The sequence below is a fragment of the Nonomuraea sp. JJY05 genome (assembly GCF_043496855.1).
GTDB lineage: Bacteria > Actinomycetota > Actinomycetes > Streptosporangiales > Streptosporangiaceae > Nonomuraea.
The window spans coordinates 37,780-61,486 of sequence record NZ_JBIEIS010000044.1 but is presented as its reverse complement, the minus strand read 5'-3'; the positions used below and the strand labels follow the sequence as shown (position 1 = coordinate 61,486).

Annotated in this window: 21 protein-coding genes and 4 pseudogenes; 11 read left to right on the top strand and 14 right to left on the bottom strand. The window is 70.5% G+C overall.

Going from position 1 to position 23,707, the window contains the following annotated elements; genetic code table 11:
* Positions 1-127: 127 nt before the first annotated feature.
* From ACFKCF_RS47640 to ACFKCF_RS47630, 3 genes and pseudogenes are all read left to right on the top strand, one after another.
* Positions 128-280: pseudogene (locus ACFKCF_RS47640) on the top strand (serine hydrolase); the annotation flags it as partial.
* A gap of 190 nt (positions 281-470) precedes the next feature.
* Positions 471-1,055 (top strand): CHAT domain-containing protein, encoded by a 585-nt coding sequence (locus tag ACFKCF_RS47635; protein ID WP_394502073.1) that lies wholly within the window; start codon positions 471-473, stop codon positions 1,053-1,055.
* Positions 1,056-1,069: 14 nt separating this feature from the next.
* Positions 1,070-1,618: a CAP domain-containing protein gene (locus ACFKCF_RS47630; protein WP_394502071.1), complete on the top strand. Its 549-nt coding sequence runs from the start codon at positions 1,070-1,072 to the stop codon at positions 1,616-1,618.
* Between the two features lie 203 nt (positions 1,619-1,821).
* Here ACFKCF_RS47630 and ACFKCF_RS47625 read toward each other — a convergent pair whose 3' ends face one another.
* Both ACFKCF_RS47625 and ACFKCF_RS47620 read right to left on the bottom strand, forming a co-directional pair.
* Positions 1,822-2,121 carry a DUF4193 domain-containing protein gene (locus ACFKCF_RS47625; RefSeq protein WP_364043071.1) on the bottom strand — a complete coding sequence of 100 codons (300 nt, stop codon included), beginning with the start codon at positions 2,119-2,121 and terminating at the stop codon, positions 1,822-1,824.
* A 1,126-nt stretch (positions 2,122-3,247) separates the two neighbouring features.
* The gene (locus ACFKCF_RS47620; RefSeq protein ID WP_394502070.1) at positions 3,248-3,538 is read right to left on the bottom strand and encodes a hypothetical protein; all 291 of its coding nucleotides are present in this window, start codon (positions 3,536-3,538) and stop codon (positions 3,248-3,250) included.
* A gap of 388 nt (positions 3,539-3,926) precedes the next feature.
* Here ACFKCF_RS47620 and ACFKCF_RS47615 point away from each other — a divergent pair.
* Positions 3,927-4,697, top strand: a pseudogene (locus ACFKCF_RS47615) (FAD-dependent monooxygenase); the annotation flags it as partial.
* Positions 4,698-4,844: 147 nt separating this feature from the next.
* Here ACFKCF_RS47615 and ACFKCF_RS47610 read toward each other — a convergent pair.
* The 5 genes from ACFKCF_RS47610 to ACFKCF_RS47590 form a co-directional block, all read right to left on the bottom strand.
* Complete coding sequence (locus ACFKCF_RS47610) at positions 4,845-5,471, bottom strand: response regulator (RefSeq protein WP_394502068.1); 627 nt, start codon at positions 5,469-5,471, stop codon at positions 4,845-4,847.
* Positions 5,468-6,694 (bottom strand): sensor histidine kinase, encoded by a 1,227-nt coding sequence (locus ACFKCF_RS47605; RefSeq protein ID WP_394502066.1) that lies wholly within the window; start codon positions 6,692-6,694, stop codon positions 5,468-5,470. Before ACFKCF_RS47605 ends, ACFKCF_RS47610 begins: the two co-directional genes overlap by 4 nt.
* A 5-nt stretch (positions 6,695-6,699) precedes the next feature.
* On the bottom strand, positions 6,700-8,907 hold the full coding sequence (locus ACFKCF_RS47600; protein ID WP_394502064.1) for an MMPL family transporter: 2,208 nt from the start codon (positions 8,905-8,907) through the stop codon (positions 6,700-6,702).
* 96 nt (positions 8,908-9,003) lie between these two features.
* The gene (locus ACFKCF_RS47595) at positions 9,004-10,128 is read right to left on the bottom strand and encodes a winged helix DNA-binding domain-containing protein (protein ID WP_394502062.1); all 1,125 of its coding nucleotides are present in this window, start codon (positions 10,126-10,128) and stop codon (positions 9,004-9,006) included.
* Positions 10,129-10,339: 211 nt separating this feature from the next.
* On the bottom strand, positions 10,340-12,964 hold the full coding sequence (locus ACFKCF_RS47590) for an AAA family ATPase (RefSeq protein ID WP_394502060.1): 2,625 nt from the start codon (positions 12,962-12,964) through the stop codon (positions 10,340-10,342).
* Between the two features lie 68 nt (positions 12,965-13,032).
* Between ACFKCF_RS47590 and ACFKCF_RS47585 the strand changes: the two genes are divergently transcribed.
* Positions 13,033-14,130 (top strand): epoxide hydrolase family protein, encoded by a 1,098-nt coding sequence (locus ACFKCF_RS47585; protein ID WP_394502059.1) that lies wholly within the window; start codon positions 13,033-13,035, stop codon positions 14,128-14,130.
* A 74-nt stretch (positions 14,131-14,204) separates the two neighbouring features.
* Here the strand turns inward: ACFKCF_RS47585 and ACFKCF_RS47580 are convergent, their stop codons facing one another.
* Positions 14,205-15,074 carry an SDR family oxidoreductase gene (locus ACFKCF_RS47580; protein ID WP_394502057.1) on the bottom strand — a complete coding sequence of 290 codons (870 nt, stop codon included), beginning with the start codon at positions 15,072-15,074 and terminating at the stop codon, positions 14,205-14,207.
* Between the two features lie 58 nt (positions 15,075-15,132).
* On the opposite strand from ACFKCF_RS47580, the gene ACFKCF_RS47575 reads away from it, so the two are divergent.
* On the top strand, positions 15,133-15,615 hold the full coding sequence (locus tag ACFKCF_RS47575) for a winged helix-turn-helix transcriptional regulator (RefSeq protein ID WP_394502056.1): 483 nt from the start codon (positions 15,133-15,135) through the stop codon (positions 15,613-15,615).
* Between the two features lie 55 nt (positions 15,616-15,670).
* Here ACFKCF_RS47575 and ACFKCF_RS47570 read toward each other — a convergent pair.
* Positions 15,671-16,063: pseudogene (locus ACFKCF_RS47570) on the bottom strand (SDR family NAD(P)-dependent oxidoreductase); the annotation flags it as partial.
* Here ACFKCF_RS47570 and ACFKCF_RS47565 point away from each other — a divergent pair.
* On the top strand, positions 15,978-16,517 hold the full coding sequence (locus tag ACFKCF_RS47565) for a TetR/AcrR family transcriptional regulator (protein ID WP_394502143.1): 540 nt from the start codon (positions 15,978-15,980) through the stop codon (positions 16,515-16,517). The pseudogene ACFKCF_RS47570 and the gene ACFKCF_RS47565 sit on opposite strands and share 86 nt — an antisense overlap.
* Here ACFKCF_RS47565 and ACFKCF_RS47560 read toward each other — a convergent pair.
* The 4 genes from ACFKCF_RS47560 to ACFKCF_RS47545 form a co-directional block, all read right to left on the bottom strand.
* The gene (locus tag ACFKCF_RS47560) at positions 16,499-17,932 is read right to left on the bottom strand and encodes an MFS transporter (protein WP_394502054.1); all 1,434 of its coding nucleotides are present in this window, start codon (positions 17,930-17,932) and stop codon (positions 16,499-16,501) included. The two genes, ACFKCF_RS47565 and ACFKCF_RS47560, sit on opposite strands and share 19 nt — an antisense overlap.
* A gap of 482 nt (positions 17,933-18,414) precedes the next feature.
* Positions 18,415-19,614 carry an RNA polymerase sigma factor gene (locus tag ACFKCF_RS47555; protein WP_394502052.1) on the bottom strand — a complete coding sequence of 400 codons (1,200 nt, stop codon included), beginning with the start codon at positions 19,612-19,614 and terminating at the stop codon, positions 18,415-18,417.
* Between the two features lie 40 nt (positions 19,615-19,654).
* On the bottom strand, positions 19,655-19,978 hold the full coding sequence (locus tag ACFKCF_RS47550) for a YciI family protein (RefSeq protein ID WP_394502051.1): 324 nt from the start codon (positions 19,976-19,978) through the stop codon (positions 19,655-19,657).
* A 565-nt stretch (positions 19,979-20,543) separates the two neighbouring features.
* Positions 20,544-20,945 (bottom strand): hypothetical protein, encoded by a 402-nt coding sequence (locus ACFKCF_RS47545; RefSeq protein WP_394502049.1) that lies wholly within the window; start codon positions 20,943-20,945, stop codon positions 20,544-20,546.
* A 352-nt stretch (positions 20,946-21,297) separates the two neighbouring features.
* On the opposite strand from ACFKCF_RS47545, the gene ACFKCF_RS47540 reads away from it, so the two are divergent.
* From ACFKCF_RS47540 to ACFKCF_RS47525, 4 genes and pseudogenes are all read left to right on the top strand, one after another.
* Positions 21,298-21,483 (top strand): hypothetical protein, encoded by a 186-nt coding sequence (locus tag ACFKCF_RS47540; RefSeq protein WP_394502047.1) that lies wholly within the window; start codon positions 21,298-21,300, stop codon positions 21,481-21,483.
* Between the two features lie 57 nt (positions 21,484-21,540).
* A pseudogene (locus ACFKCF_RS47535) lies at positions 21,541-21,897 on the top strand (aspartyl protease family protein); the annotation flags it as partial.
* A 280-nt stretch (positions 21,898-22,177) separates the two neighbouring features.
* A complete protein-coding gene (locus ACFKCF_RS47530; RefSeq protein WP_394502154.1) occupies positions 22,178-22,345 on the top strand; it encodes a hypothetical protein in 168 nt (55 codons plus the stop codon).
* A gap of 88 nt (positions 22,346-22,433) precedes the next feature.
* Positions 22,434-22,622, top strand: coding sequence for a hypothetical protein (locus tag ACFKCF_RS47525; RefSeq protein WP_394502152.1), 189 nt, complete (start codon positions 22,434-22,436; stop codon positions 22,620-22,622).
* Here the strand turns inward: ACFKCF_RS47525 and ACFKCF_RS47520 are convergent.
* Complete coding sequence (locus ACFKCF_RS47520; RefSeq protein WP_394502045.1) at positions 22,612-23,664, bottom strand: NAD(P)-dependent alcohol dehydrogenase; 1,053 nt, start codon at positions 23,662-23,664, stop codon at positions 22,612-22,614. The two genes, ACFKCF_RS47525 and ACFKCF_RS47520, sit on opposite strands and share 11 nt — an antisense overlap.
* Positions 23,665-23,707: the final 43 nt, after the last annotated feature.

Sequence of the window (23,707 nt, the reverse complement as noted above, 5' to 3'; positions counted from 1 at the left end):
CACGTCGACCTGACACGGCCTGCAGTCCAGGCATCACACCACCTGGGCGTTCATAGCGGTTTCCCGTAACGAACGCGCAGGGTTCCCACAATGGTGGATGGGTGAGGGGCCTCAGTAGCTTCGGCAGGTGCTCAGAACCGCCCTTGTCGCAATCTGTCTCGCCATTGTCCCCAACATTTCCACGCCGGCCTCAGCGTCGATCGACGCCTACGTCGAGCGATACCGGGCGGCCACTGGCCTGCCGGGCGTCGCGGTGGCGATCACGAAAAACGGCAAAGTCATCCACGCCAGCGGGTACGGCAAGACCGCCACGGGCGAGCCCGTCACAGCCGACACCCCGCCGAACCCCGGACACCGGCGCGACGCCGCGAGCCCCGATGCCCAGCACGATCCCGTAGACCGGCCCGACCCCCCAAACCGCGACAGCCGTCACGACGCCGGCGGCCGACGGGTGCGCGGCGATCGTCGCAATGCCCGTCACCCCGGACGCTCCTCCACTACCCGGCGCCCTGGCCGAAACCGAGCGGCTGGCGGCCCTGCTACCCCGATCCCGGATCCTCCTCGGACCGCAGGCCACCCGCGCGTCGGTGACCGCCGCCCTGCGTGACCACCCCGTCGCCCACTTCGCCTGCCACGGGCTCAGCAACTGGGCGAATCCGGCAGCCAGCGCACTGATATTGCATGACCATGCCATCGCCGCCGCCCTCACCGTCGAGGACCTGTGGCGACTCCACCTGACCGGAGCAGACCTGGCCTACCTATCGGCCTGCGACACGACCAGCACCAGCCTCCGTATGGCCGACGAAGCAGTGCACATCACCGCGGCCTTCCAGCTCGCCGGCTACCGGCGAGTGATCGGCACGCTGTGGCCGATCAACGACGCGGCGGCCGTCCGCATGGCCGACGGCGTTTACAGCTTTCTCACCGAAGGGGGGACGCGCGCACCCCGCACCGAACGCGCCGCTCACGCCCTGCACCATGCCACCAGGCTGCTACGCGCCGACTACCGCACCAGCCCCACCCTATGGGCCGCCTACATCCACGTCGGCTCTTAACGGCCGTCCCGTTTGTGAGCGCCGCCCCGGCGTACGCGGCCGCGCAGGGGTGCGCCGCCGCGGCAGCGTACTACGACGCGGCTCCGACCAGCAGCAACCTCGCCATGGTCGGCCAGGCGGTGCACTGCCTCATCGACGCCAGACGCGCCAAGGTCGGGCTGGCCGCGCTCACTCGCAACAACTCGCTCGACTCGGCGGCGACGTCGCACGCCGCTGCGGCGGCGAGCCTGAAGTGGTGGCGGCCCGGCGCCGACTCGCACACCAACCCGCAGACCGGCTCTACGCCGTACAGCCGTATCACCGGCGCGGGTTACTGCCCGAACCCGGTGTCGTGGGCCTACTCCGAGACCACCTACACGGGCTGGGGCACCGGCTACGGCACCCCGCGGGCCGCCGTCAACTGGTGGGTGAACGTCAGCACGTACGGCCACCGCCAGATCGTCCTGAGCCCGACGCTGACAGATCTCGGCATCGGGGTCGCGGCCGGGCCGGCAGATCCGGCCGGCGCGGGGGCCGCAGGCGGCGGGACGTACGTTGTCGACTTCGGGCGTTGCCAGCGATAGGCGGGCGACGGAGTGGCGACGGCGCAGCATCCGCCACCGAGGGCGCAAGGGATGAAGAAGGCACCTTGAAGATCACCTCATCGGGCGGCAGCACGTTGGGCCGGTGACGTGCCGACGGCCGCCTCGGTGTCCACACGATCGCCGTTGGAGTGGATCCGGAAGCGGCCATGGGCGGCGCGGCCGTGGCCTCATCGTCGTCCCGGTCAGGCGGCGCACTCCAGGCAGACCTGCTGACCGTTCCGCTCAGAGGCGCGCTGGCTACGGTGGTGCACCAGGAAGCAGCTCGAGCAGGTGAACTCGTCCGCCTGAGGCGGGATCACCCGCACGGACAGCTCTTCATTCGACAGATCCGCGCCAGGCAGTTCGATCGACTCAGCCAGGTCGGTCTCGTCGACGTCGATGCTGCCGGACGACGTGTCGGCGCGGCGAGTCTGGAGTTCTTGAAGGCTCTCCTCCCCGGAGTCGTCGTCGATCTTACGTGGGCTGTCGTAGTCGGTCGCCATGGTGTTCGTCCGCCTCATCTCAATGTCTTCGCGGGGCCGCCTGTCTTGTGCCCGACCCGCCGGGAGATTCCATTCGTGCCCGCACGAATCCACAACGAACCTTCCGACTCCGGGCGCTGGGGACCTGTCAGGGAGACCGGCAATCCGTAGGAGCCAGGGCGCAGTCGGCGGCCAGCGCGTCAGCTGTGCCGTCGGTGTAGACGCCTTCCCTTGCTGTGCTGGCCTCGGAGTCGGTAATGGTGTGGATCTGACCACCGCGCGCACAGGAGCCCGTCGCTTGTCAGCCAGCTCCGCTACGTTCGGAGAGCCAAACGCCCATCGACCCGACCGCCATCGTTGTCGACCTCGACCGCACTGGCGAAGACGGCGGGTGGAACTGGGCAGAGGCCGCCACCTCACAGTGGACGACGGCCGCCGAGCAGGCCGGACTCACCGTCGAGGACGCCTCCGTGGAGGTGCCGGACGCGAATCAGGACGCGGCGATCGTCACCGTCAACGGCGCCGCTTACCTGATCACCGTTCGGAATGGCAAGATCCGCGCGATTCGGCCGTAGACGCGTTATCGGTGGTCTCCTCTATCGTCGAGGTGGTACGTCGCGGCCACCCTTTGGAAGGACATACGGGCGAAGCCCGTGCCGTATGGGAGTCGAGCCCCTGCTGCGCTGAGACCAGCTCCCAACCGGCCCGCTGACATGTGCAGCTATCGCAGCTGGAGGATGTGAAGGCCGCCCTGCCGTCGTCAGGGCGGCCGGCCCGCACGAAGGAAGCGCCCAGCCGCACGCTGGGCATCGCACGAGCGGAGCCCTACCCGACCCTGAAACGCCCACGCGTCTCTGACGCGCCAATTTCCGTCCCATTCCCGATGAGCCAACACGCCGCAAAGCCGCGATCGCAGGGCCGCAGCACTAACGGGTCCGAGCATGGGCGTGGTGATCGTAGCGTGGGGACGTGATATTCCGGATCGCGCATGGTGGCGGTGGCCGTGACTGCTGATCGGCCCCAGACGGAAAGGCGCTGGTGTTTCTCCTGCAAGGCGACGCCCAGGAACGCCGAAAGCATGGCCGTGGTGCTTTGGGTGGATAACGGGGTGATCGTCACGCAGGTTCACACTCCAGGCTGCGCAGCCTTACATGCCGTGACGCACCTGCCAGACGGGGTGGACGGCGTCGGCCGCCTCGGCACCAGCCGCGGTTCGTATCAGCAGCCGTAGGCGGGCGCTTTCGGCTCGAGTGCCGCTGCGTAACTGGTGCAGCGTCCGCTGCCTGCCGGGCAGCTCGGCGGTTGTGAACTCGAGCAGCTCGCCGGAGTGCCGGCCGGACAGCCGGGCCAGGCCGATGCCGGGTCGACATCGGCTGGCGGAAGAGGCACACGAGCGCGCCGGCAACCTGATGCCCAGACCACACAGCTGGTCGTTCACCTCTCCTCCAGACGTGGAAACCGCAGGCATCGACCGGCGTGAGGATCTTGCACTCTCGGTCGGCTCGGGATGCCCGGAATCGCGCGCTGTGGCGGAGGCATGGCCTTGACAGTACCCGTTGGCGACGATCAGCCGTCCCCGGGCGGCGGTGTAGGCAGCGGGGTGCGTGGCGGGGGTCACGCCTTGGCACGTCGGGCAGATGTCCGGCTGGTCGGCTGTCATGAACGCCCTTTCACGGACGTGGGGCGAACGGTGCGGACACGCTCAGGATCCACGGCTTCTTTCCAAGAAACGATAGCCGGATGCCTCGCTGGACAACGCGCCGGGTCTTCAACGGAAACATCTGGACAACCGTCGTTCAACGGGCCGCCCGGGCAACCCTTTCTCGGTGCTGGCCTACCGGCCAGGCTGGTACCGGGTGCTGACCAACGAGTTCGATCACGTCGCCGACCGGGGCGAACCGGCGACCCTGGAGATCCTCCGCACGGCCCTGCTCAAGATCGCTGGGGCGGATTACGGGATGCACTCGCCGCGCTGGCTCTCCCGGCACGGCGACGCGGCGCGCCAGGCCGACCGTTACCGCGCGGGCCGGGTTCTCCTCGCCGGCGACGCCGCGCACGTCCACTTCCCGGCGGGCGGTCAGGGCCTGAACACCGGCGTGCAGGACGCGGTCAACCTCGGCTGGAAGCTCGCCGCCGTCGTCCGTGGCCAGGCTCCGGACCTGTTGCTCGACACCTACCAGGCTGAACGCCACCCGGTCGCCGCCCGCGTCCTGCACAACACCCGCGCCCAGACCGCACTCTGGCGGGTGGACGATCACACCTTCGCGCTTCGCGAGGTGCTGGGCGATCTCATCGGCATCGATGAGGTACGGTTGCGCCTGGCCGGAATGATCACGGCGACGGACATCAGGTATCCGATGGAGGGGACGGACGACCTCCTCGGCCGGCGGGTTCCGGATCTCGGCCTCAACCGCGGCCGAGTTTACGAGCTTCTGCGCCGTGCCCGTGCGATTCTGCTGGATCTTGGTGGTCTCCCGCCGCTCGACGCCGTCGTGGCCGGCTGGGCGGCCCGAGTCGATCTCGTTCGCTCCCGTCCGGCCGAGGGCTCCGAGCTCGGCGCGGACGCCGTACTCGTCCGTCCCGACGGACATGTCGCCTGGGTCACCCGCGCCGGCGAGCGGCGAGACCTGGACGCTCTCCGGACCGCCCTCACGTGGCTCAGCCCGGCCGGTACCAGCGGCCGGCTGACGGTCTGGGCACAGGCAGGTCTGCGGCACGGAACGGTGGTGAGGCAGCGCCCACGCTCATGGCCGGCGCAGCAGCCCTCGTTCCATGGCCGTGACGACGGCATGCGTGCGATCGTTGACCTCCAGCTTGGCGAACAGCCGCAGCAGGTAGGTCTTCACCGTCGCCTCCGCGATGACGAGCCGGCTGCCGATCTCGGCGTTGGTGAGGCCGTCGGCCACCGCGTTGAGCACATCGAGTTCGCGTGGCGTCAGCGCCGCCTGAGCGGGTCGTCGCAGCTTGGCGATCAGCTTTTCCGCCACGCGCGGAGCCAGTACGGTCTCGCCGCGTGCCGCCGCGTGGATGGCGTCCACGAGTTGCTCACGGGTGGTGTCCTTCAGCAGGTAGCCGATGGCGCCCGCTTCGACGCCGCGCTCGATGTCGGCGTCGGTGTCGTACGTGGTGAGGATCAGCACGCGGGTGCGCGGATGCCGGGTGACGATCTCGGCGGTGGTCGCGACGCCGTCCAGGATCGGCATGCGCAGGTCGACCAGCGCGACGTCCGGATCGTGCCGCTCGACCAGGGCGAGGGCCGCCCGGCCGTCGCCGGCCTCGCCGACGATGTCGATGCTGTGCTCACCGGCCAGCAGGGCGATGACCCCGGCCCGCATCACGGTGTGATCATCGACCACGATCACGCGGGTCATACCGGCACCTCGCTCTCCAGGGGAATCATCGCCAGAACCCTCGTTCCGTCTCCTGGAGAGCTGGTGACGGTCAGTTCGCCGCCCAGCTCGGCCAGGCGTTTACGCATCCCGTCCAGCCCGAACCCCGGTGGACGCCCCACGTCGAAGCCGACGCCGTCGTCGGTGATCTCCAGCTCGACCTCGTACGCGTGCCGCGCCAGCACCACGCCCACCGTGGACGCCCGCGCGTGCTTGCGGACGTTGGCCAGAGACTCCTGGGTGCAACGCAGGAGCGCGATGCGGGTCTGCTGGTCGCAGTCCACGTCGGCGAGTTCGGCGATGACGGCGAGCCCGGTGTCCTCGGTGAAGCGGTCCAGGGTGCGCCTCAATGTCTGAGCCACCGTGCCCACGGCCGGCCGTCCGGGTTCGCGTGCCGAGCCGACGAGTTCCCGTGCCTCGGTGAGGTTCTCACGCGCGGTCGCCTCGATCGAGCGCAGTTGCTGCTCGCTGCGGTGCGGCGCGGAGTCGAGCCCGGAGCGCGCGGCCTCGGCGAGCACGATGATCGAGGCGAAGCCCTGCGCCAGGGTGTCGTGGATGTCGCGGGCCATCCGTTCCCGTTCGTCGGCCGCGCCCTGGCGCTGGTGCGCCTGCGACAGTTGCGCCTGGGCCCGCTCCAGCTCGCCGATCAGCCGAGCCCGTTCGTGGCTCTCCTCCACCACTTGGTGCACCCAGGTCCCGATCAGCACGCTCGCCGAGTAGACGATCAATGTGGAGATCACGTTGGAGCTGAAGAAGTCCGCGCTCCAGCCCGCCCGCAGCGTGCTGCCGGCCAGCGTGCCCACGGCGCCCACAGCGCTGAAGCCGACCGACTCCCGCCACGATCTGGCCAGCACCCAGAAGTGCGGCAACGTCACTATGAACAGGGCCGCGTACCCGTCACGGAGATAGGACAGGCCGCTCAACGACAGGACGAGCACCCACAGGTACGCGTACGGCCGCAGCATCCGGTTGCCCGGACACCTCATGACGACCGCATAGCAGGCGGCCAGGACACCCAGCAGGACCAGGGACCAGGTCTTGCCTTCACCGGGCGGATCGAGGGCCACGACGACCGCCGTGAACAGCCCGTACAGCAGCCAGGAGACAGCGTTCCACCGCTGGAGGGTCTTTTCCCAGAACGTGCCGGTCACCCTGCCCCAGACGGGCGGCGTCTGCTGGTCACCGGCGCTCGGCCACGACGTCATGTGGCTCAACCTACTTCGGCGGCCCGGCTCTCAGACTTGTCGCCGGTGCCTGCACCGGTTCGGCCGTCCCGCGCCACGCCCCGTGACGGCCACCAGCTCAGGCGTCCCAGCAGAAGCAGCGCCGACGGCAGCACCAGGACGCGGACGACGAACGCGTCCAGCAGCACGCCGGCCGCCAGCACGAAGCCCATCTGCTTCAACTCGATCAGGTCGACGAAGATGAAGCTGACGAACACGGTCACCATCACCACGGCGGCGCTCGTGACCACGCTCGCCGAAGCGGTTACGCCGTCCAGGACCGCCCGGCGCGCGGGCAGGCCGCTCATCGCCGCCTCTCGGACCCGGCTCACCACGAAGACCTGGTAGTCCATGGACAGCCCGAAGAGGATCACGATCAGGAACAGCGGTACGCGCGACCCGATCGAGCCGGTGGAGGTGAAGCCGAGCAGCCCCTCGGCCCAGCTTCCCTGAAAGACCAGGACGAGAACGCCGACCGCGGAAGCGGTGGACAGCAGGTTCAGCACGACGCCGAGCAGGCCCAGCACCACCGAGCGGAAGACCAGGACCGTCATCACGAACGTGGCCAGCAGCAGGGCCCCGAGCACCAGCGGGATCCGGTCCCGTTGATGGGCGGGGTAGTCCGTGAAGCGGGCCACGTCGCCGGAGACCGCCCACTCGGCGCCCGGTATGCCGCCGATGGCCGCCGGCAGGTAGCCGTTCCTGAGGTGTGCGAGCGAGGCGAGCGCCTGGGGCGAGTCGTTGCGATACGGAACCGACAGCGCGAGGGTGCTGACACGCGCATCGGCCGACGTGCGCACGCGTGGTGTGCCCGCGAACGAGGGATCCGCCCGCGTCCGCCGGATCACCTCTGCGAGGCCTCTGCGCACCTGACCCGCCAGGGCGGCCTCGGCCCGTACCACGACCTGATGCGTGACCCTCATCTCGGGGAACGCGGCGGCGAGCCGATCGCGAACTTGCATGGCCGGGATCTGCCGCGAATACGTCTCCAGGCTGATCTCCGTCAGTTTCAGGCCCGTCGTCGGGGCGGCCAGGGCGAGCAGCACCAGGACCGATACGGCCAGCGTGATCGCGGGATGCCGGCTGGCGGGCCTCATCAGCACCTCCCACACCCGGCCCGGTTCCTTTCCGGCCCGCACGAGCTCGCCCCCGCCGGCCCGGCCTGCGCGGCGCGCGCGGCGCCGCTCGCGCTGCCGCCCGACCAGCACCAGCACCGCCGGCAGCACGGTCAGCGAACTGGCCACCGCCACCAGCGTGACCACGATCGTGGCGGTGGCCAGCGAGGAGAAGATGACATCCGAGGCGAGATAGAGCGTCGCGCCACAGACGGCGACGGCCAGTCCCGAGCCGGCGACCGCCCGCCCGGAAGTCGCCGCGGCCACCTCCACCAGCGCCTGAGGCCTGACCCGGCCCCCGGATCGGGCGAGTTCCTCGCGCTCCCGCTTGAGGTAGAACAGCGAGTAGTCGACGCCGACCGCCATGCCGATCAAAATGATCACGTTGGTGCCCACCCCGGCGTCGGGAAAGACATGTGAGGCCACCATCGCCAGGCCCATCGCCGCCGCGATCGAGGACAGCGCGAGCAGCAGCGGTATCGCAGCGGCGACCACCGACCCGCAGACCAAGAGCAGAACCACCAGGGTGACGGGCAACGCGATCGCCTCCGAACGCGCCAGGTCCGCGCCACGCTGGGCGTTGACCCCCTTGCCGATGGAGGGAGCACCGGTCTCCTCGACACGCAGATCCGGGTGGCGCGCCTGCACCGCCGCAGTTTGCGCGATCAGCGGATCCACCTGCTTCTGCGCGCCCAGCTCAGGCCCGCGCATGGTCACCCTGACCACGATCGCCTTGCCATCCGCGGACCGCACGGGCGCCGCCACGCTCTCCACCCCGGGCAGCCGCTCCATCCGTACCTTGACCTCGTCCGCGGCCGCCTGCCCGGCCGAACCGGCAAGCTCCCCGTCCCGCCGGGAGATCAGCACCTGCTCCTCGGGCTTACGCTGCAGCCCTCCTTCGGCCGCCATGGCCTCGGCACGCCCCGCCTCGCCGACCCGGTAGTCCTCGGTGGCGGCGCTGTTGGTGCCGGCCGCCATGCCGATGCTCAGGCACAGGACCACGAACACCAACCAGGAAACAAAGGCACGCCAAGGGTGGCGGGCGCTCCAGCGCGCGGCGCGCACAGCTAGTTCGCTCATACGAAGAGCGTTGCGGAATGGAAGGTGTCACCGAGAGCATCGTCCGGTTGTACCTGTTGTCCACCTGACGGTGGACAACAGGTACGACCAAGCTCGTCAGGCCGCCCCCGCTGGTGCGGCGCCCATCAGGCTGGCCGCGACGACGGCCGGCGCGCCCAGGAACGCGCCCAGTTCGTCGGCTGAGGCGTGCAGCGCGGCGGTCTCGGCGGCGTCGAACGGCCGGAACAGCACCGCCTCGACCACGACGACGTCGGCCCGGACCAGGCGCCTCCAGCGGCCGGCCACCTGCGTGTCGACCACGATGACGCCGTTCGGCAGGGCGAGCTTGCCCGGCGCCGCCGCCGCCAGGCCGCCGAGGTCGAGCAGGTGCTTGCTCTGGCGGTAGCCGACGATGTACTCGTCGTACGCCTGCAGCAGCCGCACCGACGGGGACGGGGCCGGAGCGAGGGCGTTCCCCGGCGCGGACCAGTAGGTGACGCCGTCGACGTCGGTGCTCTCCAGCGCGTCGCCGGCGAGTGACAGCCCGGCGGCGATGTCGGGGCGCGTGAGGCTGGACCACCACGCCAGGTCCTTCACCGTCGCCGGACCGTGGCTGGTGAAGAACCGGCGGACCAGCTCGGCCAGCGCCGCCTCGCGCTCCTGGCTCACCGCCCGGGGGACGCGCTCGTCGAGCAGCGCGTACGTGTGATGCCGGCCGCGCAGTGGGCCGCTGCAGATCACTCGCTCCAGTTCGGCGTGGATGAGGAGGTAGCCGAGCCGGAACCCCTCCGCGACGATGCCGTGCCGGGCGAGCAGCTCCGCGATCTCAGCGCGGGTCAGGTGGTTCCCGCCGGCGACGGCGCCGGCGATCAGGTCCGTGGTACGGCCCAGCAGCGGGCCGTCGAGCTCGCCGCGCCGGTAGGCGTAGGCGTTGAGCGCGTGCACCCGAGGCGCCGTCAGCTCCAGCAGCCAGCGCAGGTCGGCGGGGGCCACGAAGTGCCATGTCGGGCGCAGCACGTGCGTACGCAGGATGACGCCGTCGTCGAACGCGCGATCAAGGTCCGCGTCGGTGACGCCGGGGCCGAGCCGCTGTCCGATCGCCCACTTCGCCGGGTGGTAATCCTGCGACTGCAGCGCGCCGAACCAGCCGACCACCTCGGCGGCGCCGGCAAACGCGGCCGGCTGCGCGTTGCCCAGGCCGGCAGCGCCGGCGCGGTGGCGGGCCAGTCCGGCCGGCGTCATGGGCGCACCTGCCTGATCGTACGGATTGTCCCCTCGGGGTCGGCTCACGGCGACCACCGTACCTGTCACACCCGGCTTCGCCCCACGCCTTCACCGGGTGGGCGGAGGGACGGCTCGCCGGGCGATGAGGGCGGCGGGCCTGGAGGACGACGCTGTGACCGCGTCGGCGGCTACAGCCACCCGGGTGTCGGCTCCCGGTGGTCGAGGGGTTTCAGGAGGTCAGGGCCGGGAGTTCGGCGCGGGATGTCACGCCGAGTTTCGGGAAGGCCTTGTACAGGTGTTGCCCCACCGTACGCGGGCTCAGAAACAGTTGGGCCGCGATGTCCTTGTTGGTCAGGCCCCGGGCGGCGAGTTGGATGATCTGGCGCTCCTGAGGGGTCAGGCCGGACAGGGGGTCGTGGCCGTCGATGGGGGAGGGGGAGACGCCGGCGGCGCCCAGTTCGGTGCGGGCGCGGGTGGCCCAAGGGGTGGAGCCGAGGCGGGTGAAGGTCTCCAGGGCGGCGGTGAGCCTGGCTCGGGCGTCCACGCGGCGGCGGGCGCGGCGTAGCCACTCGCCGTACAGGAGCTCCGTGCGTGCTCGTTCGAAGGGGCGGGACGGTTCGTGGAGGTCGAGTGCGGTGGTGAAGGCCTCGTCACCTGGGGTGAGGAGGGCGCGGCAGCGGGCGGTGAGGGCGTGGGCCCAGCGCTGGTCCAGGAGGGCGGCCCATTCCTCGAACCGGGCCAGCGGCTCGCCGGCCCGTGCCGGACGGCCGCAGCGGACCGCCGATTCCACCAGGTCGGGGACGCGGCGCATGGCGGGGATCTGGTTGTGGGCGCGGCCGTAGACGAGGTTCTCCAGGGCCACCAGGGCCGTTTCGGTACGGCCGAGTCCGAGGTCGAGGAGGGCCCTGGCCTCAGGGAAGTCCGCGCAGCCGGCCGAGTCGCCCTCGATGGCGGCCAATTGGGCCAGCAGTGCCTGGGCCTGGCGGGTCCATTGGGGCTGGGCGGTGCCGGCGGCGATGTGGGCGGCTTCGTTCGCGTGGGCCCGGGCGTCGGCGTGCCAGCCGAGTGAGAGCTGTACCGCGGCAAGGTAGGTCAGGGCCTGGGGGAGCAGGCCGATGCGGTTCTCCTCGCGAATGGCGGCGACCGCCGATACGGCCAGGTCGTGGGTGTTCGCGTCGGGTTCGGCCAGGCCGAGGCCGGCCAGGAGGAGGAGTCCTCTGCGGTCGATGCCGGCCGGCTCACGGGCATGGGCCACGACGCCGGGCAGCGGAGGCAGGCCGGTGACGGGCTTGCGCAGGGCCAGGGCGGCGAACCAGCGGCACAGGTGGTACACGGCCGTCATCGGGTCGCCCGGCGGTAGCCGCAGCTCGGCGAGTTGGGCGGCCGTGCGTACGGCCATGTCCCTGTCGCCGTCCAGCCAGATCAGGGACGAGGCGTCCAGCAGCAGCCCGGCCGCGTCCTGCGGGTTGGAGTCGATGACGTGGGAGACGCCCACGCACAGCAGGGCGTGGGCGCTGGGGAGCAGGCCCTGGCCGTAGTCGGAGCAGGCGCGCACGCGGACCAGCCGGGAGATCAGCCCCGGGTCGGTGCACTGGCCGCCGGCCTGTTCGGCGATGCGGCGGGCCTCGTCGAAGCGGCCGCTGTACTCGGTGGCCTCGGCGGCCAGCGTGAGCCGTCGTGCCCGGGCGCCGAGGTCGGTGCCCAGCTCGGCGGCCCGTTTGTACGCGGCCGCGGCGGCGGCGAAGCCGTTGCGGTTCGAGGCGCGTACGGCCGTGTGCTCCAGCTCGTCCGCCAGCCGCTCGTCCGGGGCGGTCGCGGCGGCGGCCCGGTGCCAGGCCCGGCGGTCGGCGTTGCCCGGGCCGGGCAGCGACTCGGCCAGTGCCGCGTGTACGGCCAGTCGCAGCGGCAGGGGTGTCCCCTGGTAGACGGCGGCGCGCATGAGTGGGTGCCGGAATTCCAGCCGTCCGGCGGACTGCACGACCAGCCCGCTGCCGCACGCCGGCTCGACGTCCGCGGCGGTCACGCCGAGCCCTTTCGTGGCGTCGAGCAGCGTCGGCAGGTCGGCCGCTCGTTCCGCGGCAGCGGCGGCGAGCAGCGTACGCCCGTTCTCGGGCAGCGCGGCGGCCCGGTGCAGAAAGGCCCGCTGCAACCGGTCGGTCAGCGGCACCTCGACCGGATCCGGCTCCCAGTCCGCGTGGGAGAGCTCGATGAGCGCCAGCGGGTTGCCCGCCGCCGAGGTCAGCACCCTGCGCCGCACCTCGTCCGGCAGGGGAACGTGGGCGAGCAGCGCGGAGGCGGCGGCGTCGTCCAGGCGGTCCAGGACCGTCTCGGCGAGCCCGGGAGCGGGGAAGCCGGGACTGCGGGCGGCGAAGATCAGGGCCACCCCCTCGGCCTCCAGCCGCCGCGCCGCGATCAGCAGCGCGTCGGCCGAGGCGTGGTCGAGCCAGTGCGCGTCGTCCACCAGGCAGACCAGGGAGCCGTCCCCGGCCAGCTCGGCCAGCAGCGACAGTACGCCCAGCCCGATCAGGAACCGGTCGCCGGTCGCCGGCCCGAGCCCGAACGCGCCGCGCAACGCCGCCGCCTGTGGACCCGGCAGCGCGGGCAGCACGTCGAGCGCGGCTCCGAACAGCAGATGCAGCCCGGCAAAGGGCAGCTCCGCCTCCGACTCCACGGCCGTGCCGCGAATCACCCGCATCCCGTGCGGGGAAGAGGCGGCGTGGTCCAGGAGGGCGGTCTTGCCGATGCCGGGCTCGCCGCGTACCACGAGGACACCGCTGGCGCCCTCCCGGGCCTGCGCCAGCAGCCGCTCCAGGCGGGCCTGCTCCTCGGCGCGGCCGCGCAGCGTCGGTACCATCGCCCTAATCGTATTACCTATGCGATGACTCATTCGGACATGCATCGATATTTCCTACGCTGCCAGTCATGGAGCCTTTCAGCGTACGAATCCCTCAAGCCGACCTCGATGACCTGCGGGAACGCCTCGTCCGTACCCGCTGGACCCCCGAGATCCCGGGCGCCGGCTGGAGCCGGGGCGTGCCCGCCGACTACCTCAAGGGTCTGGCCGACTACTGGGCGCACGACTACGACTGGCGAGCCGTCGAGGCGGAGCTCAACCGCTGGCCCCAGTACGTCACCGAGATCGACGGCCAGCGCGTGCACTTCCGCCACGTACGCGCGGACCGCGACGACGCCCTGCCATTACTCCTCATGCACGACAATCCGGGCGGCAACATCGGCCTGCTCGACGTCATCGACCTCCTGGCCCGCGACTTCCACCTGGTCGTGCCCACCAACCCGGGCGTCGGCTTCTCCAGCCCGCTGACCAGCACCGGCTGGACCGTACCGCGCACCGCCACCGCCTTCGCCGAGCTGATGTCGCGCCTCGGGTACGACCGGTACGGCGCCCACGGAGGCGGCGGCGGCGCCAACCTGTCCGTCGAGCTGGCCCGCCAGGTGCCGGACCGGCTGGCCGGCATCCACGTCAACGCCTACGTCGCCTTCCCCGACGACGACCAGGAGGGCCTGGACGAGGCCGAGCGCAAGCGGCTGGCGGCGATCGAATGGTTCATGAAGGACGGGTTCGGCTTCAACGCCATGATGTCCACCCGCCCCCAGACCATCGCGTACGGGCTGCACGACTCGCCGGTCGCGCAGCTCGCCTGGATCGTCGAGAAGTTCAAGGAATGGACGGATCCGGCCGCCGAGCTGCCCGAGGACGCCTTCTCCCGCGACCGGGCGCTGACCGATGTCAGCCTCACCTGGTTCACCGGTACGTCCGGGTCCATCGCCCAGCTCTACTACGACAGCGCGCACGATCCGGGCGCGTGGGGGCCGAAGGCGTACGCGACGACGCCCACGGCCGTTCTCGTCGGGCCCGGCGACGTGACGATCCGCCGCTTCGCTGAGCGCGACGCCAACGTGGTGCGGTGGACCGAGGTGGAGCGCGGCGGCGCGTACATGGCGCTGGAGCAGCCGAAACTGCTGGCCGAGGACGTACGGGCCTTCTTCGGCAGTATGTGAGGCCGCCGTACGGGTCTCCCGCCCATCGGGGTGCTGGCCGACATCGGGGCCGACGTCGGCGTCCCCGACGGCACTCAGAGCTGCCAGTCCTGCCGCGTGGCCCATTCACGCAGGGTCGTCGTGCCGGTCGTGATCACCGCTGAGTCCGGCGCCGGAGGCGGCGGTGATCCCGGCGGGGGCGGGGTATAGGCGGCGGCGATGCCCGCGGCTGCCTCGGCACCGGTGAACGGGGCGAGCATCCGCTCATACTCCTTCGGCTCGACCGTCCGCCACCGTATCTCGTGGCCCAGTGCCGCGGCGAGTTCCGCGGCGACCTGGTGGCCGGTCAGGGCCTGCGGGCCGGCGACGATCCGTACCGGCGGGGGAGCGGGGTCGGTGACGAGCCCGGCGACGACGTCGGCCAGGTCGTCGAGCGCCAGCCAGGGCACCGGAAGGTGCGCCGGCAGCGGGTAGGCGGCCTCGCCTGCGGCCACGCGTGGGAGCGACCAGGGCGCAGCCAGATTCTCCATGTACGTGAACGCCGGCGCGACGACGGTTGCGGCGTCCACGACGCCCGGCAGTTCGGCGGCCAGCAGGACTCGGGCGTCCACGAAGGGCACGCCGATGGGCGCGCTGGGCGTCGGGCCGCCGGTGTTGAGCACCGCTCTGGGCACCGCACCGCCCTTGAGCGCGGCGAGTACCGCCTCGGCCTGCGGCACGGCCGCGTCGGCGGCGAAGACCAGCGGCAGTTGCACGATGACCGCGTCGGCCCCCGCGTAGGCATGTGTCAGGGACTCGGGCACGGACAGGTCGGCGAAGACGGGTTCGGTACCCGTGGGCAGGCCGGGCGTGGAGATGTCGCGGACGGCGGCGCGGACGCGGTGACCCGCGGAGAGCAGCCGTCGGACGACGGGGGCTCCCTGGGCGCCGGTCGCTCCATGGACGACAATGATGGATGCGTTCATGAACCGGCACATTAGTTTCAACGGAAAAGTAGTCCCTAGAACGGAATATAGTTTCCCAATGGGAACTAATGGGCCGGACGTCGCCGCCCGCCTGGCCGCCGCGCCCCAGCGCGGGTGCGGCGTCGAGCGGACGCTCAAGGTCCTTGACGGCAAGTGGTCCACGCTGATCATCCGTGAGCTGTTGACCGGCGCCAAGCGGTTCGGCGAACTGCGCTCGGCACTGGGCGACCCCAGCGCCAAGACGCTCACCGAGCGGCTACGGATGCTGGAGAACCAGCAGATCCTCACTCGCACGGTGTACGCGGAGGTACCTCCCCGAGTCGTCTACGAGCTCACGGAACAGGGCCGGAGTCTCAGCGGCATCCTGTACGCCATGCTGGTGTGGGGTGAGGAGCACCCCCTCATCGAGGAGTGCACTCGGCCCGTCCAACCCCTCCTGACCGTCCCGCGCGCTGCCCACCAGCCGCTCCAGCACGGTCACCCCGGCCAAGCGGCGGATCCTCTTGTACCGGACGGTCCCGGCCCGACAGCGCCTCGATGAACAAGACGCAGGCAGCCCCCCGCTCCCCCAGAGAGCCGTCAGCGGCCCTGCGCCGGAGCACGCCGGCGTTGTTGACCAGGACGTCGAGTCGACCGTATTCGCGCTCGATGAACACGGCCGCCTGCCTGACGGAGTCGTCGTCGGTTATGTCGATCCGTACGGGCCGCACCGTGATTCCGTCGGCGGCGAGGTCGGCGGCGAGGTCGGCGGCGGCCTGCGCCCCGCGCCCGGCGTCGCGGCTGCCGAGGAGCACAGTGAGGCCGCGCTCGGCCAGCTGACGGGCCGACTGGAAAGGCCAGATACAGCCCGTACTTCCGTCGCGGCGTCCCAAGCGCGCCGACGCCGCCCGCAACTTCGGCGCCCTGCTCGCCGCAGCCCGCGACGCGTTCGCCGAGAAGGGGGCGCAGGCGTCGCTGGAGGACGTCGCCCGGCGAGCCGGCGTGAGCATCGCCACCCTCTACCGCAATTTCCCCACCCGCGAAGATCTGGTCGAGGAGGTGCACCGCGAGGAGGTGGAGAAGTTGTGCCGCGCCGCCACCGAGTTCGGCGACCTCGACCCATGGGAGGCGCTGGCCGCCTGGCTGCGCCGCTTTGCCGACTACATCGGCACCAAGCTGGCCTTCGCCGACGCGCTCAACCGCGCCACCGACAGCTTCCAGGCCTGCCGCAAGGCGATGCGCGATGCCGGCGGTCCGCTGCTGGAGCGGGCACAGCGCGCGGGCGGCGCGCGTCCCGAGCCGACGATCGACGACCCGCTGCGGATGTTCTCCGGCGTCAGCACCATCGAGTACGTCGACGACGCCCAGCGCGAGCGCGTCTTCGCCCTGGCCCTCGCCGGGCTGCGGGCCGCCCCGGGTGTGGACCCGCACGGTAACCGTTCGCCCTACTCAAAAAGCCCATGATCTGGTGCCTTGCGGGGCATCAGGGCGACGACCGGGAGGCTGAGGGCGGTCACGGCCAGAACGACGATGAGACTGACTTTCATCGCGTGGCCCAGTCCTGAGGTCGCGGCCTGGAAGAAGATCGAGGTGACCGCGGCCGAGCCGATCGCTGATGCGAGTTGCTGGATCGAGCTGAACGAGCCGCTGGCGCTGCCGGCTTCCTCAGGGCTCGCGTCGTCGAGAGCGACGACGGGGATCGTGGCGAAGCTGAGGCTGATGCCGATACCGGTGACGAACAACGCCGGGGCCAGCGCCCAGAGGCTGACGTTCGTCCCGGAGTGATCGACGAGGGCCAGGACCCAACCGCAACCGACGAGGACGACGGCGAGGCCGAGGAAGACGAGGGTGCGACCGAGCCTGGCGACCAGGCCACCCATGGCGGCGAACCCGGCGGCGACGAGCCCCAGGGTGAGCGGCACCAGACCGAGCGAGGTTTCCCCCGGGCTCGTGTGCAGCCCCTCCTGCAGGAACAGCGACAGCACGAGGAGCAGGCCGCCGCCGGCGGCGACGGCGACCAGGCACACGAGCAATCCGGAAGTGAAACCCCGCTTCTTCATGAGCGAGGGCTTGATGAGCGGGTGGGTCGCGGTGCGCTGACGGTAGGCGAAGGCGGCGAAGAACAGGACGCCGACGACGGTCGAGACGATCGGGACGACGCCCCAGCCGTTGGTCGAGCCCTCGATCAGGCCGTACAGCAGCCCGAGCATGGCAACCCCGAGCAGGCCGGAGGCCCAGCCGTCGACGACGGTGGACCGGTCGGCGTCGTCGTCACGCGGCAGGATCTTGACGGCCATGATCAGCCCGACAACGCCAAGGATGATGTTGATGAGGAAGATCGGGCGCCAGGACAGACCGAACACGTCGGCGCTGATGAGGAAACCGGCCAGGACCGGGCCGCCGACACTGGAGAGAGCGAGAACCGGGCCGAACAGCCCGAACGCCTTGGCGAGCATGTCGCGGTCGAATGCCTTCGTCATGATCGCCATGCCTTGCGGGATGAGCAGGGCCCCGAACGCTCCCTGAGCGACCCGGGCGACGATGAGCAGGGCCGGGTCAGGTGAGAACCCGGCGATCGCCGACGCCAGGGTGAACCCGCCCATGCCGATCAGGAAAAGCCTTCGCTGGCCGAACTTGTCGCCCAGCCGTCCGCCGACCACGAGCAGGACGCCCATGGCGAGCATGTACGCCGTTCCCAACCACTTGATCAGACTCTCACCGCCGTGGAGCTCGCGGGCGATGGTGGGGGCGGCGATGTTCGTGACGGTTGCATCGATCACGTCGAGGGCGTCGGCAAGCAGCACCAGCCCCAGGATCGCCCACATCAGGCGGCTGGAGCGGCGTGTGGTGACTGTGCTCGGCTCCGTCAAGGTAGTCATGAGGAACGAACGTCCTTCCCTTACCGGGGCGCCACTCCTGGGCGGCCTCTCACCCCCACTACGAACACCTCCGACCCGATCCGACACCGCCCACAAAAGATTTCGCCGAGATCTTCGGGCGCGTGTGTCGTCAGCGAACCGACCACGGTGGTGTGGAGGCACCTACGCACGCCTCTCAGCCGCGTGGGACAGCCAGAGATGCCGCGGCGCTCTCCGGGTCGCCCACGTCAGGCCCGGTATGATGATCGCCGCTGCCCACCTGTGAGCAGGAGCCTGGCCGATGCGGTCGTGTGGCTCGGAGCAAGCGGCATTGGCGTCGGCGTGCGACTTTCCGGGATCTCCGGCATGGAGCGGTGAGGGCTTTGTCGCAGAGGAGGAAGCCGGCACCGACGGCTCCGGCCGCCAGCCCGCCGAGCAGTACCGCGTGAGTCGCGGCCGGTCGGCACCAGGCCGCGTCTCTACGGTCGCCTTTCATCGCTGTATCAAGTGCGCTCTTCAAACGTGGGCGCAAGTTGGTCGCGGCGGCGGGTGAGGTAGGCGGTCTCGCCGGTGTTGCCGGCCAGTTCGATGGCCCGGTCGTAGGCCGCGCGGGACTGCTGACTCTGGCCCAGCCGGCGCAGCAGGTCGGCGCGGGTGGCGTGGTAGACGTGGTAGCCGGCCAACGCCTCGGCGAGGCGGTCAACGATGGCCAGCGCTACCTCCGGCCCGTCGAGCTCGGCCACGGCGATGGCCCGGTTGAGGGTGATGATCGGCGAGGGGTCGAGGCGGACGAGCTGGTCGTAGAGGGCGAGGACCTGCGACCAGTCGGTGTCGCGGATGTCGCGGGCGGAGGCGTGTACGGCGTTGATCGCGGCGAGGATCTGGTAGCGCCCCGGGGTCACCCCGGCGGCGGCAGCGGCGAGGCGCTCGCGCACCAGCTGGTGCCCTTCGGCGATCAGTGCCGCGTCCCAGGCTCCACGGTCCTGCTCGGCCAGGGGGACCAGTTCGCCGCCGGCCGAGACCCGGGCGGCGCGGCGGGCCTCGATGAGCAGCATCAGCGCCAGCAGCCCGGCCACTTCTCCGTCCTGCGGCAGGAGCGCGCGGATCAGGCGGGTGAGCCGGATCGCCTCGGCGGTCAGCTCGTGCCGTACGGGATCGGTGTCGGCGCCGCTGGCCAGGTAGCCCTCGTTGAAGACGAGGAACAGGACGGCCAGGACGCCGGAGACACGAGCCGGCAGATCGTCGGCGGACGGCACCCGATAGGGGATGCGCGCCGCCTTGATCTTGGCCTTCGCGCGGGTGATGCGCTGCTCCATCGGGGTCCTCTGCACCAGGAAAGCACGGGCGATCTCGGACACGGTCAGACCGCCGACCATGCGCAGCGTCAACGCCACGCGCGCTTCCATCGCCAGCGCCGGGTGACAGCAGGTGAAGATCAGCCGGAGCCGGTCGTCGTCGATGGCGCCCAGCGGCTCGGGTGGGGGGTTGTCGTGCAGCATCTGGGCCTCCTTGTGCTTGTCGTCGCGCTGGATCCGGCCGATGGCCTTGCGGTTGGCGGTGGTGGTCAGCCACGCGCCCGGATCGGGCGGTACGCCGTCGGCCGGCCACCGCTCGACGGCGGCCGCGAACGCCTCGGCCGCTGCCTCCCCGGCGATGTGGAGGTCATCGAAGCGCCTGGTCAGGCGGCCACCACCCGCGCCCACTCGTCGTGGCGGGCGCGGGTGATCGCCTCCTCGACGTCGCTCACTGGAACGGCCGTACCTCGATCTTCCGGTCGCAGACCTTCGACGCCTCGGCGGCGAGCCTGAGCGCCACATCCAGATCGGGGGCCTCCCACACCCAGACGCCGGCGAGGTACTCCTTCGACTCCACGAAAGGCCCGTCGCTGAACACCGCCTGCTCGCCCCGGTTGTCGATGACCGTGGCCGCGTCGGTGTCCGCGAGTCCGCCCGCGAACACCCAGTAGCCCTCGGCGATCAGTCGTTCGTTGAACGCGCTGATGGCAGGCAGCCTGTCCGTGCTGCCGGGATTGCTCTTGTCATCGATCACGGAAATCAGATACTGCATCCGAAAATCATCTCCTGTGGTGTCAAGACAGCGTGGTTCGGTGGTGGGGACTTCAGGCCTCTGCATACAGCGGGCGCCCGGCCGGCCGGTAGACCTGGATCGTCACGCCCTTCGAGTCGACCGGCGGGCGGCCTCACCCCTGCTACGAACACCACCGCCCCGATCCGACACTTCCTCCCGGACTTCTTTGCAGAATTTTCCGGGACGCCGGTCGTCAGCGATCCGACAGCACGACAGTTTCGCGGCGACTGCGCTCCACCTCCTCGATCGCGCCCAGTGCGTACATGCTCGTGGACCAGGTCGATCGAGAAGACCCCGACCTGGCGGACGATGGCGCAGGCGGCAGCGTGCAGTCTGCCACCGTTCGGCCCCGGCAACTTCTCCTGAACTCCGAGGCAAGGCCGCCTGCGTTCAGCTGGAAGGTGGACTGGCCACTCGATGACCCGGCCTGGCCCGTGCTCGTCAGGAGCTGTGGAGCGGGACTTCCGCCAGTTCCCTCGGCACCGGGCTGGACCCCCGCAGGCGCCGGCCCGGGGCCTCGGCTGTTCGGGGATGGAGCCTATGCCTAGGAGACGCGTTCGGCGTTGGAGATGTAGCCGCCTCCGCCCGGGTAGACCCAGGCGCCGTTGAGGGTCGTGTCATCGGCGCTGAAGGTGCCCTGATAGTAGGCGGGTGAACCGCGCTCGCCGGCCCAGATGGTGAGGGTGTCGCCGAGGATTTCGTAGGTGTAGTCCAGGGTGCTGCCGTCATTGCCGTAGTAGCGGGAGGTGATGTCGGCGCCGGGTTCGGCCATCAGCTTGCGCTCCCGGCCGATGATCTCGATGCCGAAGGTGTCACCGAGCTGGATGTCCTGCTGGAGGAAGTGGTCGTTCATCCAGCGGTAGGTGACGATTCCCTCATGACCGCCGGTGATCTTCCACGTGCCGACGAGCCGGGCCAGGGCCTGCAGTGCGGGGTCGTTGCTCATCGCGGTCTCCCTCGGGGTAAACGAATGTCGCCAATTCTGACCACGCGCGGCCCCGAAACTCATCGGGCCCATAACGGGGAATCCCGTATGCCGCGGTTTCTTGACGGCTGCCACCCTCGGTGGCGGCCGTGACACGACCATGACAGGCCGCGGACGAGGCGGGGACACGGCCGGCCGACAGTGGATGGGGTCGCGGGCGAACCGCGGGTGAGTCACCGAACGTGCGGCGAAACCCGGCGACCTGTCGTGAGTGTTGTCGATCGGGGATGACCCGGCCGGGCGGGAGGGCTTTGAGCCGACCCGGACCGAACCGTCCGTGTCCCGGGCAAGCCGCAGCTGGATTACGGCACAGGTGACCGTACCGGTCGAGTGGTCGAGGCCGGACGGGCCGGCCGTCAAGGTGGCCCGGCCCGGCGCGAGACCACCGAGCTGGGCCGTCCGCATCGGGTCGATGTTGTGCGGGCCCGGGTGGCCTCGGGCCGACTCCGGCGTCGCGCTCAGCAAGCAGGGCGAGATGAGCCGGCCGGGGTTGCTGTGACCGTCCGTCGGACGAAACTTCCGGCGAAGATGATCGCGTAAGGGGGAGACATGGTTGATGACAGGCAATGGGGCCGGCGTTCGCTGCTGCGAGGCGCTGCGGTGCCGGCCGGTGCGGCCGCGACGGCGCCGCTGTCAGGCGGCGCTGGTAGAGGGGGTCTCGGTCAACGGCGGACCGGCGAAGAGCTTCACGTTCTACACCGGCACCGGATCGCTGACGGTGTCGGCGACGGTGGCCAAGGAGGCTGGGCTGCGCCCCGTCACCAGTCAGAAGATGGAGTTCTTGAACGGCATCGTATGGGCGTACTACGGCGTGCTGGAATCCTTCAAGCTGGGCGGCATCGAACTGCGCAACCTCCCCGTGAGCTGGTCGGAGTGGGAGTCGGGCGGAGATGTCGACACTGACAGCGACGGCATGCTCGGCACGTGGGTCTTCTACCACTTGCTGACCACCTTCGACTACGCGGGCCGGCAGCTGATCCTTCGCCGCAGCACCCCCGAAACGGCCAGAAAGGTACGCGCCGCCGCCGAACGGGTGGGCGTAGCACCCCTGCCGCTGTGGCTGGCCCGTGAGCACGGGTGCCACAGCAGGGGCAGCGTCGCCGGCGTCGCCGGCTCCGGCACCGGGGTGGTGGGCGTGCTCTGCGGAGGAGACAGCCAGGTCGCCGGGATCGTAAGGGGAAACGGCCAAGCAGTTGCAGGTCCGCAAGGACATCTACTGCTACACGAACCCGAAGTCCGTGCTCGCCCCCAACGGGTTCGACGTGCCGGCCGCCTTCTTCCGCAGCTTCCACAAGCCGAACAACCTCACCCTCGACTTCACCGACATGAACCTCTACATCGCCCGCGGCCCGGCCACCTGATCACCGCGACCGCACGGGCGTCATTGGAGCTGCGGCTCGTTTGGGGATCTCGCCTAGCTGCCGCAGACCTTCGGCCCGGGCGAAGGAGATGCTGCTTGTTGGGGGCGAGACGCCGGTCGGGGTCTTGGAATCGCTGCAGCTGTTCGCCGACGACCTGGCCATCCGGGTGAAGACGCTGGAGACGTACCGCGCTCGGCTCTGTTTGCGGTGTTGTGATGGGCCGGCCCCGCGGTGGGTGGGCCGCGGGGCCGGGCGGGTGGCCGAGGTCAGATGGTGATGGCGATTTTGCCGGCGGGCCGGCCGGTTTTGAGGTAGTCGATGGCGTCGGGGGTTTGGGCGAGGGGGTACGTGCGGTCGAGGACCGGGGTGAGGGCACCGGAGTCGATCAGGTCGGTCAGGATATGCAGGTCGGCGGCGGGCTCGGTGGACATGAGGCCGGTCAGGCGCTGGCCGACGAAGGGGGACAGCAGCATCGCCCGGATCTGGCGGTCGGCGCCCTGGAGCACGCGTCCCTCTCCGGGGCCGCCGACGATGACGAGCGTGCCACGGGGGGAGAGGGCGCGGCGTAATTGGGTCAGGGAGCGGTTGCCGGCCGTGTCGAGGATGAGGTCGTACCGGTCGGTGCCTGTGGTGAAGTCCTCGTGGGTGTGGTCGATGACGTGGTCGGCGCCGAGGGAGCGGACCAGGTCGGTCTTCGCGGTGCGGCACACGCCGGTGACTTGGGCGTCGTAGGCCTTGGCGAGCTGGACGGCGAAGCTGCCCACGCCGCCGCCTGCGCCGGTGACGAGGACCCTCTGCCCGGCGGTGAGCCGGCCGGCGTCGCGCAGTCCCTGGAGGGCGGCGCAGCCGGAGACGGGCACGGTGGCGGCCTGGGCAAACGTGAGGGTGGCCGGTTTGGGGGCGAGCTTGTCCTGGTGGGCGCGGGCGTACTCGGCGTATGCACCTTCGCAGGTGCCGTAGACCTCGTCGCCGGGACGGAACCGAGTGACGTTGGCGCCGACGGCTGCGACGCGGCCGGCGACGTCCATGCCCGGGACGGGGTTCTTGGGCCGGCGCAGCCCGAAACCGGCGGCGCGCACCACGTAGGGCAGGCCGGTGATGACGTGCCACACCCCCTGGTCGACGCCGGCGGCCTCGACGCGGACGAGCACGTCGTCGGCGCCGATGGTCGGGACGGCCATGTCGCGCAGCTCGAGCTGCGCCGGTGCGCAGTAGGTGTCGCGGGCGATCGCGATCATCGTCGTCTTCGTCATGGTCGTCTCGATCCTGGTCGGGGTGCTCGGGCGGACGATGGCGGGGGTGATCTTCGGGTTGGTCATGGGGAGTGGTCCTCTCGGATGATGTGGGTCGCGCCCGGCTCGG